This is a genomic window from Microvirga arsenatis, assembly GCF_009910705.1.
Lineage (GTDB): Bacteria > Pseudomonadota > Alphaproteobacteria > Rhizobiales > Beijerinckiaceae > Microvirga > Microvirga arsenatis.
Genome location: NZ_JAAAXJ010000006.1, coordinates 23,504 through 39,688 on the forward strand (window position 1 = coordinate 23,504; position 16,185 = coordinate 39,688).

Here is a 16,185-nt window from a genome sequence, read left to right on the forward strand (position 1 = left end):
ATCCGGAGGCGTCTCGTGACGGATACCATCCTTATTACCGGCGGAGCGGGTTTCATCGGGCGTTACGTCGCTCGGGCTTGCCTGGAGCGTGGGCACCGGGTTCGCGTGCTCGACAGCCTCATCGAGCAGGTTCACGGCGACAAGACGCAAGCCGATGGGCTCGATCCGGAGGTGGAGGTGATCGTCGGCGACGTGCGCGACGAGACTGCCGTGTTGCGGGCTCTGAAGGGGGCCACGAAGGTGGTGCATCTGGCGGCGGAAGTTGGCGTCGGGCAGAGCATGTACGCCGTGGATCGCTATGTTTCCGTGAACGATTACGGCACGGCTGTGCTGTTCCAGCAGCTCATCGACAATCCGGTCAAGCGCGTGGTCGTCGCCTCGTCCATGAGCATCTATGGCGAGGGCCTCTACCGGGATGCAGAGGGAAGCATCCGAGAAGACGTCGTGCGCACGCCGCGCGGAAGCGACAGCGACCCATGGGACCCGCTCGACGGGCAGGGACGTCCGCTCATTCCTGTGCCGACTCCCGAGTGGAAGAAGCCTGCGCTGGCCTCCGTCTATGCGCTCTCGAAATATGTGCAGGAGCGGCTGACCCTCACCCTGTGCCCGGCCTATGGCATGGAGGGGGTGGCGCTCCGGCTGTGGAACGCCTATGGCCCCGGGCAGGCGCTTTCCAATCCCTATACCGGCGTTCTCGCCATCTTCGCCTCGCGGCTCCACAACGGACAGCCGCCAATGATCTTCGAGGATGGCCAGCAGCGCCGCGACTTCGTCCACGTGGAGGACGTGGCGCAGGCTTTCGTCCTCGCACTCGATCACGAGAGGGCACCGGGCGGCGTCTATAATGTCGGTAGCGGGCAGGATCGCACCGTGTCCGAGGTGGCGGAGCTTCTCTCCCAGGCCATGAACCGCCCCATGATGCCCGAGATCGCTGGCAAGGCCCGCATCGGTGACATCCGTCATTGCATAGCGGACATTACCAAGATCCGCCAGGAGTTGGGATACGCTCCGAAGAAGGACTTTTCCGAAGGGCTGTCCGAGCTCGCAGAATGGGTGGCCAAGCAGGAGGCTAAGGACTTGGTTCACGAAGCTCGCAAGGAACTCGAAGCGCGAGGCCTGGTGGCATGAGGACAGGCAACCCATCCGCCGATGCTCCTGCCATTCTCCGCCGACGGCCTGTTCTGGTCACCGGCGGGGCAGGCTTCATCGGCTCCAACCTGGCCGATCGCTTCGCGAGCGAAGGCCATGATGTGCTGATCTTCGATGCTCTCGCGCGCCCGGGCGTCGAGCGCAATCTCGAATGGCTGAAGAAACGTCACCCTGGAAAGATCTCTGCCGTCATCGGGGACATTCGCGATGAGGCCGCAGTGGCGGAAGTCGCCGGTGAGGCCCAGGCAGTCTTCCACATGGCTGCCCAAGTGGCGGTGACGACGAGTCTCGCTGACCCCCGTGAGGATTTCGAGATCAACATTCGAGGCACCTTGAACCTGCTCGATGCGCTCCGGAAGCGCAACGAGCGGGTCCCTTTGATTTTTGCTTCCACCAACAAGGTCTATGGCGACCTTGCGGATGTAGAGCTCGACAGGACGAACGATGCCTATCGCCCGCGCGATCCGGGCATCCGGGCAGCCGGCATCGGCGAGGCGCGTCCGCTCAACTTCCATACGCCCTATGGCTGCTCAAAGGGGGCGGCGGATCAGTATGTGCTGGATTACGCCCGCTCCTTCGGCATTCCCACCTGCGTGATGCGCATGAGTTGCATCTACGGCCAGCGTCAGATGGGAACTGAGGACCAGGGCTGGGTGGCCCACTTCCTGATCCGCGCCCTTCAGGGCGAGCCGATCACGATCTATGGCGATGGCTGCCAGGTTCGCGACGTGCTCGACATCTCCGATGCGGTCAATGCCTATGCGGCGGCCTGGAAGAGCATTGAAGCTGTACAGGGCTGCGCCTTCAATCTCGGTGGAGGTCCCTCGAATGCAATCAGTCTCCGGCAGCTCATAAGGCATATCGAGGACGTGATCGGGCGCTCCGTTGAGACGGTCTATTCCGATTGGCGCGCGGGCGACCAGCGCTACTACGTCTCCGATACGCGCCTCGTCACCCGCGCCCTCGGGTTGAAGCAGCCGGTTTCTTGGATGAAGGGCGTGGCTGCTCTTGCGGATTGGCTTCGTGAGGAGCGGGGGCTTGCCCGCGCAGGCGCGGCCTCCCGGTTGCAGGCGGCAGAGGCTCTGCCATGAGAGCGTTCTCCGTCTCAAGACTGCACGGGATCGGGAACGGCCATGGCACGTTCTGAGGAACGGGCAGGCCTGAACGTATTGATGACGGCGGACGCCGTCGGCGGTGTCTGGCAATATGCGCTCGACCTCGCTGAGGCCCTGCGCCAGCATGGCGTCAAGACGACACTGGCCGTGTTGGGTCCCAATCCATCTGCGGATCAGCGCATGACCGCCGATTCGGCCGGCGTTTCGCTCATTCCGACAGGCTTGCCATTGGACTGGACCGCCGCCCATCCGACGGAGGTGGAGCAGGCGGGAGAAATGATCGCGCGGCTCTGCAGCGAGCTTCGGCCGGACCTCGTTCACCTCAACTCCCCCGCACTTGCCGCAAGTGCCGCCTTCGACGTGCCTATCCTTGCCGTGTGCCATTCCTGCGTTACCACGTGGTGGCAGGCGGTGAAAAGCGGTCCTCTGCCGGAGGAATTTGTCTGGCGCAGCGAGCTGATCGGGAAAGGCTATGCCTCGGCTGACAGGCTCCTGGCGCCGAGCGGCGCCTTCGCTCGGGAGACGACACAGGCCTATTCTCTCGCGCAGGAGCCCATTGTGGTCAGGAACGGCAGGCGTGCCTTCCCGGCAGTGGCGAGTTCTTCGCCTGAGCCCTTTGTCTTCACAGCAGGGCGCCTTTGGGACGAGGGCAAGAATTTCGGCGCCATCGACAGGGCTGCAAGTCGGATCAGCGTGCCCGTCCTTGCCGCGGGACCGCTTGAGGGCCAGAACGGTGCACGGGTTGAAGCCCATCACGCCAAGGCTCTCGGACGTCTCGGCGACGCTGAGATCATGCGCTACCTCGCAGCGCGACCGGTCTTCGTATCGGCCGCGCGCTACGAGCCTTTCGGCCTCGCGGCGCTGGAAGCGGCGCAGGCCGGATGCGCTCTTGTTCTCTCCGACATCCCAACCCTGCGCGAGCTGTGGGATGGCGCGGCTCTTTTCATCGACGCTGACGATGATGTGGCCCTCAGCGCTGAGATCGAGCACCTGTTCCGAGATCCTGACACGCGAGCAGCACTCGGCCATGCTGCCCAAAGGAGGGCTCAGGATTATACGGTCGAAGCCATGAGCGCGGGTGTCCTGAACGTCTACCGCTCCATGCTGCTGAAGAGATCTCATTCGCTCCCCCTTGAAAGCGCTGCCGTATGAAGTTCGTCTATTTCACGCATTCACTGGCTTCCTGCTGGAACCACGGCAACGCCCATTTCCTCCGCGGCGTCCTGCGTGAGCTCATCCATCGCGGTCATGAGGTGGCAGCCTACGAGCCGAGGGGCGCCTGGAGCCTTGAGAACCTCCTCAAGGATCACGGCGAAGCTGGGCTCGACGCCTATCGCAGCTTGTATCCAGAGTTGTCATCGACGACTTTCGATCCTGACATCGACCTCGGCGACACCCTAGCCGACGCGGACGTGGTGATCGTTCACGAGTGGAACGATCCCTGGCTCGTCGCGGCCGTCGGAAAGGTGCGGCGGCAGGGCGGACGCTTTACGCTGCTGTTCCATGACACGCATCATCGGGCGGTGAGCGATCCCAATGCGATCCGCCAGTTCGATCTTGATGGGTATGACGGCGTTCTCGCCTTCGGCGAGACGCTCGCGGAGGTTTATCGCCGCTGGGGCTGGGGCAATCGGGTCCATGTGTGGCACGAGGCCGCCGATACCCGCCTTTTCCATCCCCCCGTGGAGGAAGTGGAGCGGAAAGGTCTGGTCTGGATCGGCAACTGGGGTGACGATGAACGCAGTGCCGAGCTGGAAAGCTTCCTGTTCCGTCCCGCCCAAACAGTCGGCCTGCCGCTGGAGATCTACGGAGTTCGGTATCCCGGGCATGCACTCCAGATGCTGGATCGTTATGGCGTCGAGTATCGCGGCTGGCTCCCGAATGCCCGCGCGCCGGAGGTCTTCGCCCGGCATCTTGCCACCGTGCATGTGCCGCGCCGCTTTTATATCGAGATGCTTCCGGGCATTCCGACGATCCGGGTCTTCGAGGCGCTTGCCTGCGGCATTCCCTTGATCTCCGCCCCATGGAACGATGCGGAAGGACTGTTCAATCCGGGAAGTGATTACTTGGTGGCCAGCGACGAGGCGCAGATGCAGCGCCACATGAGAGCCGTTCGCGATGATCCCGACCTGCGCCGGTCCTTGGTCGAGAACGGGCTGGCCGCCATCCGCGACCGCCATTCCTGCGCCCACCGCACCGATCAGCTTCTTGCCATCCTCGCCACTCACGGCGCTGCAGCGCCGATGGAGATGTCCGCATGAAAATCGCCTTCTACGGCTCAAGCCTTCTGTCGTCTTACTGGAACGGCGCGGCCACCTATTACCGCGGCTTGCTGAGTGACCTGGCCAGACGCGGATACAACATCACCTTCTACGAGCCCGACGCCTTCGACCGCCAGAAGCATCGGGACATAGAGCCCCCAGACTGGGCGGAGGTGAAGGTCTATGCTGCCACGGAGGAAGCCATGCGGGGCGTCGTCGCGGAGGCGGCGAAGGCCGACGTAGTGGTGAAGGCATCCGGCGTCGGCGTGTTCGACACCGAGCTTCTCGAAGGTGTCGTGGCCGCATCACGTCCTGACGCCATCCGCATCTTCTGGGATGTGGACGCACCCGCCACCCTCGCGGAGCTGCGCGATCATCATGATCACCCGCTCCGCCGCACGATGCCGTCTCTCGATCTCGTTCTCACCTATGGGGGCGGCCCGCCGGTGGTCGAGGCCTATGAAGGGTTCGGTGCCCGCCGCTGCATCCCGATCTACAATGCCTGCGATCCCACAACCCACCATCCGGTTCCGGCGGATGACCGGTTCAGGGCGGACCTGTCCTTCCTCGGCAATCGCCTGCCGGATCGCGAAGCCCGCGTCGAGCAGTTCTTCCTGGAACCTGCTGGCCGCCTGCCGAATCGCAGCTTCCTGATCGGCGGCAACGGTTGGGAGACGAAGGGCATGCCGTCGAACGTGCGGCACATCGGCCACGTCTACACGCGTGACCACAATGCCTTCAACACGAGCCCGCTCGCCGTTCTCAACATTGCCCGCGACTCCATGGCCAGCACGGGCTACTCCCCTGCAACCCGCGTCTTCGAGGCTGCGGGAGCCGGGGCCTGCCTTATCACCGATGCCTGGGTGGGCTTGGAGCTCTTCCTCAAGGAGGACGAGGAGGTGCTCGTCGCCCGCGACGGCAAGGACGTTGCCGATCATGTCGAGGCGCTGACCCCGGAGCGGGCCAAGTCCATTGGAGACGCTGCGCGTGCGCGGATCCTGGCCGAGCACACCTATACCCGGCGCGGAGCCGAGGTCGATGCCATTCTGCGCCATGAGGCGGCTCAGAAGCGCGAAAGGAGCGTGGCGTGACCAAGCTCCGCCTTGTTGTTCTTGGTCTGAGCCTATCCTCCTCATGGGGAAACGGACATGCGACGACATTCCGCGCCTTGCTGCGTGCCTTCGCAGCGCGAGGTCATGACATCCTGTTCCTTGAGAGGGATGTGCCCTGGTATGCCGTGCATCGCGACCTGAAGGACCCGGATTTCTGCCGTCTCGAGTTCTATTCCAGCCTAGAAGACCTCAGGCGCTACAAAGACGCGATCGTCGGTGCGGATGCCGTGATCGTCGGCTCCTACGTGCCCGAGGGAGTGGCTGTTGGCCATTGGGTCCAGAAGACGGCGAAGGGCGTCGTCGCATTCTACGACATCGATACGCCCGTCACCCTCGCGAAGCTGGAACGCGGCGATTTCGAGTATCTGACGCCCGGCCTGATCCCTGGCTACGACATCTACTTCTCCTTCACAGGGGGGCCGACCCTCGGCCATTTGATGGAGCGCTATGGCTCGCCGTCTGCGAGGGCACTCTATTGTTCGGTGGATCCTGAGGCCTATCCGGCGCTGGATTGCGAGAAACGCTGGGATCTGAGCTACCTCGGAACCTACAGCCCGGACCGGCAGCCGACTTTGGAACGTATGCTGATCGAACCCGCCCGGAGGGCGCCTCACCTGCGCTTTGTCGTCGCCGGACCGCAATATCCCACCGATATCGACTGGCCGGAGAACGTGGAGCGGGTCGATCACGTACCGCCGACCGAACATCCGCTGTTCTATGCCCAGAGCCGGTACACGCTCAACGTGACCCGCGCCGATATGATCCGTGCCGGCTACAGCCCGAGTGTCCGCCTCTTTGAGGCCGCTGCCTGCGCGACGCCGATCATTTCGGATATATGGGACGGCATTGAGACCCTTCTCGATCCTGGGCGTGAGATTGTTCTGGCGCAGGCGCCGGAAGATGTCCTTGCCGTGCTCGACCAATGGCCTGAGCCTCGGCGGGAAGCCTTGGGCGCTGCGGCGCAGCAGCGGATCCTCGCCGAGCATACGGCGGCTCACCGCGCCGCCGCCATGGAGCGAGACCTTCTGGAAGGCATGCGCCGGCGTCACGAGGAACATCGTCCCGCTCTGGAGATGCGCGCGTGAGCCTGTGAATAGAATCTACGGCTGGCATTGAACCAAGTGCCAAGCTTCAACGTTGGACCGGAGAAGGTTTGTACCTCAAGACCTTTGCCGATGGTCTGAGAAGGAGAGCATTCTGATGAAGAATGGCAAAAGCAGGCACGTCCTTGTCGCGGGCGGAGCTGGGTTTCTGGGATCCCATCTTTGCGATGCTCTTCTTAGCGAAGGCGCTCATGTCATTGCCTTGGACAATTTCCAGACGGGTCGTAAGCAGAACCTCCGGCACCTCGAGCGGGAGCCGCGGTTCGACCTGATCGACAGCGATATCATCAAGCCGCTACCGGCACGGTTGCGCTCCAAACGTCTGAAGATCGACGAGGTCTTCAACCTCGCCTGTGCGGCATCTCCGCCGCACTACCAAGCTGATCCCGAGCATACCATGCTCACGAGCGTCGTCGGAACGCACAATCTCCTGACGTTCTCCGAGGAGGTGGGAGCCCGCTTCTTCCTTGCCTCGACCAGCGAAATCTACGGCGACCCCGAGGTGCATCCGCAGACGGAAAGCTATTGGGGCAACGTCAATCCCACAGGTCCCCGTGCGTGCTATGATGAAGGCAAGCGCGCCGCCGAGACGCTGACATTCGATTTCGATCGTGCCGGCCGTGCGGATGTGCGCGTTGCGCGCATTTTCAACACCTACGGCCCGCGCATGCGAGCCGACGACGGACGCGTCGTCTCCAACGTGATCTGCCAGGCTCTTGCCGGCGACGACATCACGATCTACGGCGATGGCAGCCAGACGCGTTCCTTCTGCTACGTCTCCGATCTCATCGACGGCTTCATGCGCCTGATGGCCTACGAGGGTTCTTTCCCGGGCGCGATCAATCTCGGAAACCCGGTCGAACTCACGGTTGGGGATCTGGCGGAGAAGGTGCTGGCGATGACCGGCTCTTCTTCCCGTATCGTGACACGTCCCCTGCCGGTGGACGATCCCCGCCGCCGCCGCCCCGACATCACCCGCGCCAAGCAACTCCTGGGCTGGTCGCCTCGCACCACTCTCGATGTGGGCTTGAAGGCGACCATTGCCTGGTTCTCCGACGAGCGCACGGATGGCGGCAAGGGGCCCCGCAGCACCACGGGATTGGAGAGGGAACTCACCATCGGCCAGGCCTGATCCCCGCTGCGGATCACTTCGTGACTTCCGCATGCGCCGTCTCGTACCGGCGCATTTTCTTTGTGGTCCAGGGCGGAACGTAGATCTTGCGAGGTGAACATAAGTTTGCTTCCAGCGCCCAGAAATGCGAGGCGCTGCAAATCCGCCCTGGAACTTTCACGAGGAAGCGGGTTCGATCTTGATCTCAGCGCTTCGACGATGAGGGCTATCGACGCTCCTGTCGCAGGTCCGCCATGAGGTCTCCATAACGATAAAGGCGCTCCTTGGGAGCGCCTTTCGTCAAATCACGCTGTTGGAGGTCAGCTCTTGGCAGCACCGACGGTGTCGGCCATGGTCGCGCCGCGTGTTCCCATCGGCTGATGAGTGCCATCGGTGGTATCCTTCGCCGTCTGATGCTCCATTTCCGCATTGATCTCGGCGCCCAGCAGGACGACGATGGATGAGAGCCAGATCCAGGTCATGAAGCCGATGACGGCGCCGAGCGATCCATAGGTCTCGTTGTAGCTCCCGAAATTGGCCACGTACCATGAGAAGAGCATGGAGACGGCAAGCCACAAGACGGCAGCGATGATGCCGCCGGGTGTGACCCAGCGCCATTGAGCTTTGTCGCGGCTGGGGCCGAAGCGGTAGACCAAGGACAGTCCGAACGTCACGATGACCAGCAGCACGGGCCAGCGCGCGATGGCCAGGAGCCACTCCAACCGCTGACCCAGGCCGATGAAGTCGAGAGCGATCGGAAGCACGATGATGCCGGCGATCGCAATGAGAATGAAGAGAATGGCACCCAGCGTGAAGGAGAGCGACATCAGGTTGAGCTTGATGAAGCTTCTCTTCTCCTCTTCATCGTAAACGATGTTGAGGGCATCGAACACGGCCTTCATGCCGGCATTGGCGCTCCACAGCGAGAGGACCAGGCCGAAGATGAAGCCGAAGCCCAAGGCCCCACCCCCTTGCGAGGCAATGCGAGTGACCTGCTCGCGAATGATGTCAAGCGCTCCTCCGGGAAGGACGCCGGACACGGTGTTCAGATGGTCCTGAATGGTCGCCGGGTCGGCAAACAGGCCATAGATGGAAACCAGGGCAGCGATAGCCGGGAAGACGGCGAGCAGGGCGTAGTAGGTGACGCCGGCCGCCACCGACATGATGCGGTCCTTGCCGAACTCCTCATAGGTGCGCCACAGGATGTCCTTCCAGCCGAGGGTCGGGATTTCTGTCGGCGTGTCCGCGCTCCGTCCGCGCCCTTTCTCTGCAGCAGCGCCTGGGGGGGCATGCTGCTTGTCCTCAAAACCTGTGTCGGCAGACCGGGAGCGCCGCGCCGCCTGAGGCGAGCCGGCCTGCCGGCGCCCGACGGCGGCTGGGCCCGGGTGGCGCTCCCCTCCGGCAACCAATCGGACCAGGGCCCAGCCAAGAACGACGGCCCACATCGTCGTGACGGCCGAGGGGGAGCGCTGTGCTCCAGGTTGCTGGACAGCCGGATTGTTCGCCATTGTCAGACTAGCCTCACTTGCAGGACGCCGACCAAAATGGCCTGGCTCAACCGTAAACCTCGGAATTAAGTCAACGGTTCCAGATGCTTCCTTCCTAGCGGGAAGGGCACTGGCCAGAGGAGTCCGGCAAAGGAGTTGTCGAGGGCTGCGGTCCTGTGTCTGCGGGCTTGGTGGCATCCGCAGCGAAAGCGTTAACCATCAGGCTTAACCGGGATGCAAGGATGTTGGACCAAGGTCTTCCTCGGTCCAGAAGGAGGTTCTGAGATGGAAGAGTGGTCGGGACGCAAATGGGAGCCGGTGACCGAGGAGCGGCTGCTGCGGGCGATCGACGTTCTTGTCGAAATCGCAAAGGAACATGGCCCCGCCTTTGACCCGGTTCTCGAGACGGTCAGGCAGGAGCTTCACGAGTTCCGGAGCAGAACGCGAGCCTCCGTCAGCACCTCGGATCACGAGATGGATCCTCCGATCCGCAAGGCAGGCTGATTGCACGGGTGCCCGCCCGCTGATCACCCTTGAGGCGGCGCCATCGAGCTTGGCTCTAATCAGGCCGGCTGCAGCTCCTCCTCGCGCACGAGGCGGTCCGGGCCCTCAAGGTTATTCCTGATGTGGTACTGGAACCCGTTGCTCTCCGCCGGCAGCAGGCGGGTGACCTCCCAAACATCCTGCGTGCGGGTAGGGTCGATGGCTGCAACCATGTTCAGGAAGGCCTCGACATTGTTCGAACTTGCAAGCTTCACGAGACGCACGCGGTCTCCCAGCTTGAACTTGTGCGACGACATGGCCCAGTACCCCCCAAAGAAAGCCAACTGAGCAGTAGGAACTAACCTATGTTAGTTTCGTTCCACGCCGCATGATGAACAGTTACTCAGAAAACAGCCCCGTTGTCCTGCTGGTCGAGGACGAGCCCCTCGTGCGCATGGCCGCTGCCGATGATCTGCAGGAGGCCGGGTTCCATGTGCTGGAGGCCTCCAATGCCGATGTTGCCCTCGCCGTCCTGGAGGCATGCTCGGACGACGTGCAGGTGCTCTTCACCGATGTCGACATGCCAGGATCGATGAACGGCCTGGACCTTGCGAGAAACGTCCAGCAGCGCTGGCCGCACATCTCGCTCCTGATCTCCTCGGGCTATCACCGGCCGCAACAGGCTCAGCTTCCCAGGACCGGATGCTTCCTCACGAAACCTTATTGCAGCGACGACGTCGTCCATAAGATCCGCACGCTCGTCAGAAGCCATTAGAGCCGCATCGACTTCTCTACGCTCGTCCAGGGTGATCGAGAGACATGGACATTGCGAAGCTGCGGGTTTCATTCGGCGCTATGAGCACGATGCCCGGCTTGGCGCTCATCTCGTCATCGAAATCCTCCGGATCCGCATGGCCCTGCCAAGGTTCTATGCAGATGAAGCCGGCCCCGGGCTTGGTCCAGATGCCCAGATGCGGCATCCCCGGGAAGTCGACCCGGATCGATCCGCCTCCCGAAGCGCCATAGACGACGGACCGGCTGTCGAGCCGGTCGAAAACCAGCGCATCCTTCTCGAAGAGGCTGTCGCGCAGGGTAAGCTTGCGGCCCTGAACCGGGGTAGGTTCCTCAACTCGGCTGATGAGACCGTTCACCGGGCGTCGAATGGGCGCAGCTTCCGGACGCTCGAAGACGATCTCATGGGTGTCCCGCGGGGCTCCATAGGGAAGCGGCCAGCGGAAGGCCGGGTGAAAGCCGAAGGAGACCGGCATGGCGGAAGAGCCGGGATTGGCGACGGAGGCCGTGATGGTAAGGGTGGCGCCTTCAAGGGCATAGGAAACATCGAGGCGAAACGGAAAAGGGTAACGCTCGAGGGTCGCCCCATCGGAAACGAGGCGAAAGCGGCACGCCGAGGGCTCGGAGGCGACAAGGGTGAAGCGTGACGTGCGGGCGAAGCCGTGACGCGGCAGCATGTACTCCGTGCCGTTGACCCGGATCCGGTCGTTCCTGACTCCTCCCACGATCGGAAAGAGGAGCGGAGAGCGTCCGGTCCAGAACGAGGGGTTTCCATCCCAAAGAAGATTGCGGCCTTGCTCATCCTGAAGCCGGACGAGTTCCGCCCCCAGCTCGGAGATTTCGGCGTGCAGTTGGGGAGTGGAGATCGAGACGGTCATGGGGTCTCCCTTGCCGAACCGGCAAACATGAGCCCAATTCATACCATCCCTTGGGTGTAAGGCCCAAGCAGGTGCTACGGGGACGTGCAGGAGCCTTGGAGTTCGGCGGTCGCGCCGCTCCACGACCTGTCAGGGCGGGGCTTTACGAGCACGGAGCTCCATCGCTCCAGGAGTTCCGCCAGCTGAGCGGCGGGCATGGGTTTGGCATAGAGATAGCCCTGGGCATGGTCGCACCCCAGCTCCCGAAGCCGCCGGGCCTGACCATGGGTTTCCACCCCCTCCGCCGTCACCTGAAGCTGGAGGCGCTGCCCGAGGCCGATGATGGCGGCAACAATCGCCTCGTCATCCGAGTCGCTCTCCAGGTTTCTGACAAAGCTGCGGTCGATCTTGATGTGATCGAGCGGGAACTGCTTCAGATGGGTCAGGGAAGCATATCCGGTGCCGAAATCGTCCAGGGCGATTCCAATGCCCTGCTGCTGGAACTGCTCAAGAGCGGACGAAACGTTGCTGGAGTTTCGGCCGAGCAGCACGGTCTCCGTGACTTCCACCTCGAAGGACGATGCTGGAACCTTGAGCCAGTCAAGCGTTCTGAGCATGTTGTCGACAAGGCCCGGCTGGCCAAACTCAGCCGGGGATAGGTTTATCGCCACGCGTCCGAAGGAGAACCCGCGGTCGAGCCAGTGACGAACATCCGAGGCAATCTTCGAGACCAGCAGCTTGCCGATGGAGCCGGCAATTTCGTGATCCTCGAACACCGCTCCAAAGACGTCGGGAGCCAGAATGCCCTTCTCAGGGTGACGCCAACGTGCCAAGGCTTCGAGACCCACGATCTCTCCCGTCAGAAGACTGACCTTCGGCTGATAGAAGGGAACGATCTCCTCGTTGGCGATCGCCTCACGGATTCCGCGACCGAGCGAGACACGCTTCTCGATGGCTCTTCTCATGTCGGGCGAGTAGGTCACGACCCTGTTCCGCCCTTGCGATTTCGCCTGATACATGGCGATGTCCGCATCTTTGACCAACTCGGCGGGCTCGCCGTCATGATCCGGGAAGGCTGCAATCCCGATGCTGACCCGGCTGATCAGCGTGCGTTTCCGATATGTGAAGGGCTGGCGCAGCATCTCGACGATGAGGGAGCCCAAGCGGTTGGCATTCTCCAGCTTCAGCGGCTCGACCACGAGCAACGCGAATTCATCGCCTCCGATCCTGGCGACCGTATCGCAGCCGCGAACCATCGTGGAGAGCCGCCGGGCCGTCTCCTGCAGCAGGGCGTCTCCCGCATCGTGACCAAGCGTGTCGTTGATGTCCTTGAAGTCGTCGAGGTCGATCAGCAGCAGGCTGACGCTTGTGCCGGTCTGCCTGGCGTGGGCAAGGGCCGCTTCGAGCCTACACTGGAACAGGTTGCGGTTCGGAAGGCCCGTCAGCGTGTCGTGATTGGCCGAGCGCCATATCTCGTCCTCCGCCTCCTTCTGCTCGCTGATGTCGAAGGTGACTCCTACGATCCGATCGGAACCAGCGAGCTCGGCCCGGGCGCGCAGCCAGCGGATCGAGCCATCGGGCAGCACATACCGATATTCGACAGAGTCCGCCCCATCGGCCTGGATCCTCTGCAGGAATCCTTCGACCTTGCCGCAATCCTCCGGATGAACTCCGGCCATGAAGGTCCGATCGGAGTCCGGCATCACTCCAAGCAGGGAAAGGGAATTCTCCGAACGTGTGGTGAGGCCCGTCTGCGGATTGAGCTCCCAAGCGATCATGCGCGCCGCTTTCAGCGCCAGCTGCAGGCGCTCCTCGCTTTCCTTGAGAGCCTGCTCGGACTGCTTCCGCTCGTGAATGTCCATGGCGATGCCGAACCATTGCTCGACGGAGCCATGCTCATTCTTTAGAGGCTGTCCTCTGACCATGAACCAGCGGTACATTCCATCGGAGGAGCGGCGCAGCGGCATCTCGATTTCGAAGGAATCCCCTCGATCGAGAGTATCTTGCCACAGGCTTTCGACATGCTCTTTGTGGAGGGGGTGGAGCGCGGCCTGCCAGCCTTCGGCCGGTTTGCGCTCACGCGGCAATCCTGTGAAGTCGTACCAGACATCGTTGAAGTAGGTGAACTCTCCTTCAGGATCGCAGAACCATACGACCTGAGGCGCCTGGAACGAAATCGGCATGACGTCGATCAGGGTGCGCAGGCGCCGCTCGCTCTTGCGCAGGCTCTGCTCCGTTTGACGGAAGTCGGTGACGTCGCGGGAGACGCAGAGATAACCCTGAGGCCTGCCGGCACGACCCATGATGGGCGTGATGACCACATCCCACCACTTCTCTTTTCCGGTTGTAGTCTTCCAAGGACCTTGGAAACGCCCGGTCCTTCCAGACTTGGCCGCTTCGACAGCCTTGTAGGCTTCTTCCCCTGCGATGCTGCCCCAGAGGTCAGCCCAGTAAAGGCCTTCGACCTGCTGGAAGTCCGAAACCTCCATGGCACGCATGCCGCTCTGGCTCATGAAGCGTAGACGACCCTGCAGATCGAAGACCTTGATGCAGTCATCGGAGCTTGAGAGAAGGCGGCTCGTGAACTCCTCGCTCTCGGCTGCAGCCTTGTGGGCGAGCTTCAGCTCGAGCTGGCATATGACGGCTCGAGCAAGACCTGCGAGCGCCTCCTTCTGGGGGGGGGGTAAACCTTCAGGTCGCGGCTGAAAGTCGGCTGCGCAGAGCAGGCCGAGCGGGAGACCATCTCGAGTGGTGAGGGGCACTGCAGCATAGAAGCGCAATCCCACCCCTGCAGATCCTCTGTCGCAGAACTCGGGTTCGGTCGTCAGATCAGGAACGACGAAAGGATCCTTCTGGAGAACAGCGCGGCGACCAACCGGATCATCGTTCAGGTTGTGGGACGCATCGAGCCCGCATCGAGCCTTGAGACATTGGCGCCTACCGTCGAAGAAGGAGATGAATGCAACAGGAGTGTTGCAGATTTGGGCTGCGATCTTGGCAAGATTATCGAACTCGGCCTCGGGCTCAGTGTCGAGAATATCGAGTGCCCGGAGCGCTGCGAGACGATCCACCTCCTTCCACTGTGGTGGCTTGCTCTGATCTAGGCCTTCTATCATGCAAAACAGCCCGCTGGGGTGCACTGGGGTCGATAAGGTGCCGCCGGAAGTCAACCGGCCTGACGGAGGGGCGTCATGCCTCGAGCAAAGCTCGATCCGTTCCTCAGGTGCAATCCGGGCTGTGACCGGTAAAATGGCGGGGCGTCATGCCGGCCTTTTTCACAAGGCCTGCCATAGTGCTGAATGATTTTGTTGTCCGCAATGATCTGAACTGCAGTCGAGCCAGAAGTAAACGGGCGCCCAGGCCTCGGTCAATCAACTTGTTCGACCGGCTACCAATCAGAGTTAATGAAATCCGAACCTTCATGTCCGTGGCAAGCGATCTGCCAGCGCCAGGAAAGATTGCTGTGGTTCAATCGGGAATCACATCCGCGGGGTGAGCAGGAGGCGTTCTTCGCCAATCTGGCTAAACCCGGTTCATGCTAGGCCGACCTTCAAAATACGTGGTTCTACGTACTCTGCATCATTCGGATATTACGTAGTTATTGTGTTTCAGAGCAGTCTTATGCTTGGCCTGAGTAAGGATGGCGAACCATGCCCGACGAGAAAATCCATGGGCAATCAAGCCATTGGTGAGGTCGCACCGTGAGCGGAGCAATCTAGTTGGAATGCTAAAAAGCTCATTAACGACCGTTTAATGATCGTTAAGGACGATTAACCATAAGTGCGCCGGCAATCCCTTTCTTTACGTATTGCCCGAATATGAGCTGCTCGGTAGCTTCAGGAACAGCCGCAGATCGAGTTTTAGTTGCGTAATTTACTGTAGGCGGCAGCGAAAACTTGAAGAACGCACTTAATTACTAAGGCGGGGCAGAAAAATGTATATCGTCGTCGATGAACGGCAGATGGTTACGTCTGGATATGTTGCGAGCTTTAAGCGAGAAGGCATATCCTCCCTTGGCTTATACGCAGATGAGTTCAGCGAATGGCTGGAATCGGCGTCGGAATCCGATCTCGAGGCAGTCCAGGGCTTCGTTCTGGGAACATTCGACGAGCGCATCCAATCAGCCGAAAGCATCCGTCGCTACTCGAAGGCTCCCATCATTGCTCTGAGCGACGTGCGCTCCCTCGAAGAGACCCTGGAGCTCTTCACCGCAAAGTTCGACGATGTGGTTCGCAAGCCCGTGCACGTGCGTGAGATCCTGGCAAGGTCAGAGGCCATCTGGCGCCGGGTCAACGCGAATGCGGGAAAAAAGCAGCAGAACGACAGCGACCGCCTCAAAGTCTTCTTCGATGGGCGCGATCCCGAGATCGACGGGATGCCCCTCGCTCTCCCGCGCCGCGAACGGCACATTCTCGAGTACCTGGTTCGCAAGAGAGGCCATCGGCTGACCAAGAAGCAGATCTTCGATGCGGTCTACGGCATCTATAGCGACGATGTCGAGGACAGCGTGATCGAGGGGCACATCAGCAAGCTGCGGAAGAAGCTCCGGCAGCGCCTGGGATACGATCCCATCGACGCCAAGCGGTATATTGGCTACTCCTATATCGGCGCTGCGTCCTGAGCCGAGCAAAACCAAAGGGCCCGGTCGCCTGAGCAAGGAGGCCGGGCTGTCAAATCGATGCCGGTACCCTCCGCCGGCCGCAAATGATCCGAGC

The 16,185-nt window shown here is 61.8% G+C and carries 14 protein-coding genes; 10 read left to right on the forward strand and 4 right to left on the reverse strand.

The window, feature by feature from the left end; genetic code table 11:
- Positions 1 to 15 precede the first annotated feature (15 nt).
- The 7 genes from GR303_RS12890 to GR303_RS12920 all read left to right on the forward strand — a co-directional run bounded on the left by GR303_RS12890 (position 16) and on the right by GR303_RS12920 (position 7,872).
- A complete protein-coding gene (locus GR303_RS12890; RefSeq protein WP_161722653.1) occupies positions 16 to 1,128 on the forward strand; it encodes an SDR family NAD(P)-dependent oxidoreductase in 1,113 nt (370 codons plus the stop codon).
- A complete protein-coding gene (locus GR303_RS12895) occupies positions 1,125 to 2,240 on the forward strand; it encodes an SDR family NAD(P)-dependent oxidoreductase (RefSeq protein ID WP_161722654.1) in 1,116 nt (371 codons plus the stop codon). The genes GR303_RS12890 and GR303_RS12895 overlap by 4 nt, the downstream gene beginning before the upstream one ends.
- 42 nt (positions 2,241 to 2,282) lie before the next feature.
- Positions 2,283 to 3,416 carry a glycosyltransferase family 4 protein gene (locus GR303_RS12900; protein WP_201752040.1) on the forward strand — a complete coding sequence of 378 codons (1,134 nt, stop codon included), beginning with the start codon at positions 2,283 to 2,285 and terminating at the stop codon, positions 3,414 to 3,416.
- Positions 3,413 to 4,525 (forward strand): CgeB family protein, encoded by a 1,113-nt coding sequence (locus tag GR303_RS12905; RefSeq protein ID WP_161722655.1) that lies wholly within the window; start codon positions 3,413 to 3,415, stop codon positions 4,523 to 4,525. Before GR303_RS12900 ends, GR303_RS12905 begins: the two co-directional genes overlap by 4 nt.
- The gene (locus GR303_RS12910) at positions 4,522 to 5,616 is read left to right on the forward strand and encodes a CgeB family protein (RefSeq protein WP_161722656.1); all 1,095 of its coding nucleotides are present in this window, start codon (positions 4,522 to 4,524) and stop codon (positions 5,614 to 5,616) included. The genes GR303_RS12905 and GR303_RS12910 overlap by 4 nt, the downstream gene beginning before the upstream one ends.
- Entirely contained in the window at positions 5,613 to 6,722 is a 1,110-nt protein-coding gene (locus tag GR303_RS12915) for a glycosyltransferase family protein (RefSeq protein ID WP_161722657.1), read from the forward strand. Before GR303_RS12910 ends, GR303_RS12915 begins: the two co-directional genes overlap by 4 nt.
- A gap of 115 nt (positions 6,723 to 6,837) precedes the next feature.
- Entirely contained in the window at positions 6,838 to 7,872 is a 1,035-nt protein-coding gene (locus GR303_RS12920; RefSeq protein WP_161722658.1) for a UDP-glucuronic acid decarboxylase family protein, read from the forward strand.
- Between the two features lie 299 nt (positions 7,873 to 8,171).
- On the opposite strand, the gene GR303_RS12925 is transcribed toward GR303_RS12920, so the two are convergent.
- On the reverse strand, positions 8,172 to 9,359 hold the full coding sequence (locus GR303_RS12925; RefSeq protein WP_161722659.1) for a YihY/virulence factor BrkB family protein: 1,188 nt from the start codon (positions 9,357 to 9,359) through the stop codon (positions 8,172 to 8,174).
- Positions 9,360 to 9,623: 264 nt separating this feature from the next.
- On the opposite strand from GR303_RS12925, the gene GR303_RS12930 reads away from it, so the two are divergent.
- Complete coding sequence (locus GR303_RS12930; RefSeq protein ID WP_161722660.1) at positions 9,624 to 9,842, forward strand: hypothetical protein; 219 nt, start codon at positions 9,624 to 9,626, stop codon at positions 9,840 to 9,842.
- Positions 9,843 to 9,901: 59 nt separating this feature from the next.
- Here the strand turns inward: GR303_RS12930 and GR303_RS12935 are convergent, their stop codons facing one another.
- Entirely contained in the window at positions 9,902 to 10,138 is a 237-nt protein-coding gene (locus GR303_RS12935) for a hypothetical protein (protein WP_161722661.1), read from the reverse strand.
- 71 nt (positions 10,139 to 10,209) lie between these two features.
- Between GR303_RS12935 and GR303_RS12940 the strand changes: the two genes are divergently transcribed.
- The gene (locus GR303_RS12940; protein ID WP_161722662.1) at positions 10,210 to 10,596 is read left to right on the forward strand and encodes a response regulator; all 387 of its coding nucleotides are present in this window, start codon (positions 10,210 to 10,212) and stop codon (positions 10,594 to 10,596) included.
- A gap of 16 nt (positions 10,597 to 10,612) precedes the next feature.
- Here GR303_RS12940 and GR303_RS12945 read toward each other — a convergent pair whose 3' ends face one another.
- Together GR303_RS12945 and GR303_RS12950 are read right to left on the reverse strand one after the other, a co-directional pair.
- Positions 10,613 to 11,491 carry an aldose 1-epimerase family protein gene (locus GR303_RS12945; protein WP_161722663.1) on the reverse strand — a complete coding sequence of 293 codons (879 nt, stop codon included), beginning with the start codon at positions 11,489 to 11,491 and terminating at the stop codon, positions 10,613 to 10,615.
- 74 nt (positions 11,492 to 11,565) lie between these two features.
- Positions 11,566 to 14,541 (reverse strand): EAL domain-containing protein, encoded by a 2,976-nt coding sequence (locus GR303_RS12950; RefSeq protein WP_161722664.1) that lies wholly within the window; start codon positions 14,539 to 14,541, stop codon positions 11,566 to 11,568.
- Between the two features lie 863 nt (positions 14,542 to 15,404).
- Between GR303_RS12950 and GR303_RS12955 the strand changes: the two genes are divergently transcribed.
- Positions 15,405 to 16,091 carry a response regulator transcription factor gene (locus tag GR303_RS12955; protein ID WP_161722665.1) on the forward strand — a complete coding sequence of 229 codons (687 nt, stop codon included), beginning with the start codon at positions 15,405 to 15,407 and terminating at the stop codon, positions 16,089 to 16,091.
- The last annotated feature ends 94 nt before the right edge of the window (positions 16,092 to 16,185 follow it).

Bases quoted from the DNA above. Each gene is read 5' to 3' on its own strand.
- GR303_RS12910 (WP_161722656.1), top strand. From the start codon at position 4,522: ATGAAAATCGCCTTCTACGGCTCAAGCCTTCTGTCGTCTTACTGGAAC.
- GR303_RS12955 (WP_161722665.1), top strand. From the start codon at position 15,405: ATGTATATCGTCGTCGATGAACGGCAGATGGTTACGTCTGGATATGTT.
- GR303_RS12895 (WP_161722654.1), top strand. From the start codon at position 1,125: ATGAGGACAGGCAACCCATCCGCCGATGCTCCTGCCATTCTCCGCCGA.
- GR303_RS12900 (WP_201752040.1), top strand. From the start codon at position 2,283: ATGGCACGTTCTGAGGAACGGGCAGGCCTGAACGTATTGATGACGGCG.
- GR303_RS12930 (WP_161722660.1), top strand. From the start codon at position 9,624: ATGGAAGAGTGGTCGGGACGCAAATGGGAGCCGGTGACCGAGGAGCGG.
- GR303_RS12925 (WP_161722659.1), bottom strand. From the start codon at position 9,359: ATGGCGAACAATCCGGCTGTCCAGCAACCTGGAGCACAGCGCTCCCCC.
- GR303_RS12940 (WP_161722662.1), top strand. From the start codon at position 10,210: ATGATGAACAGTTACTCAGAAAACAGCCCCGTTGTCCTGCTGGTCGAG.
- GR303_RS12905 (WP_161722655.1), top strand. From the start codon at position 3,413: ATGAAGTTCGTCTATTTCACGCATTCACTGGCTTCCTGCTGGAACCAC.
- GR303_RS12920 (WP_161722658.1), top strand. From the start codon at position 6,838: ATGAAGAATGGCAAAAGCAGGCACGTCCTTGTCGCGGGCGGAGCTGGG.
- GR303_RS12945 (WP_161722663.1), bottom strand. From the start codon at position 11,491: ATGACCGTCTCGATCTCCACTCCCCAACTGCACGCCGAAATCTCCGAG.
- GR303_RS12935 (WP_161722661.1), bottom strand. From the start codon at position 10,138: ATGTCGTCGCACAAGTTCAAGCTGGGAGACCGCGTGCGTCTCGTGAAG.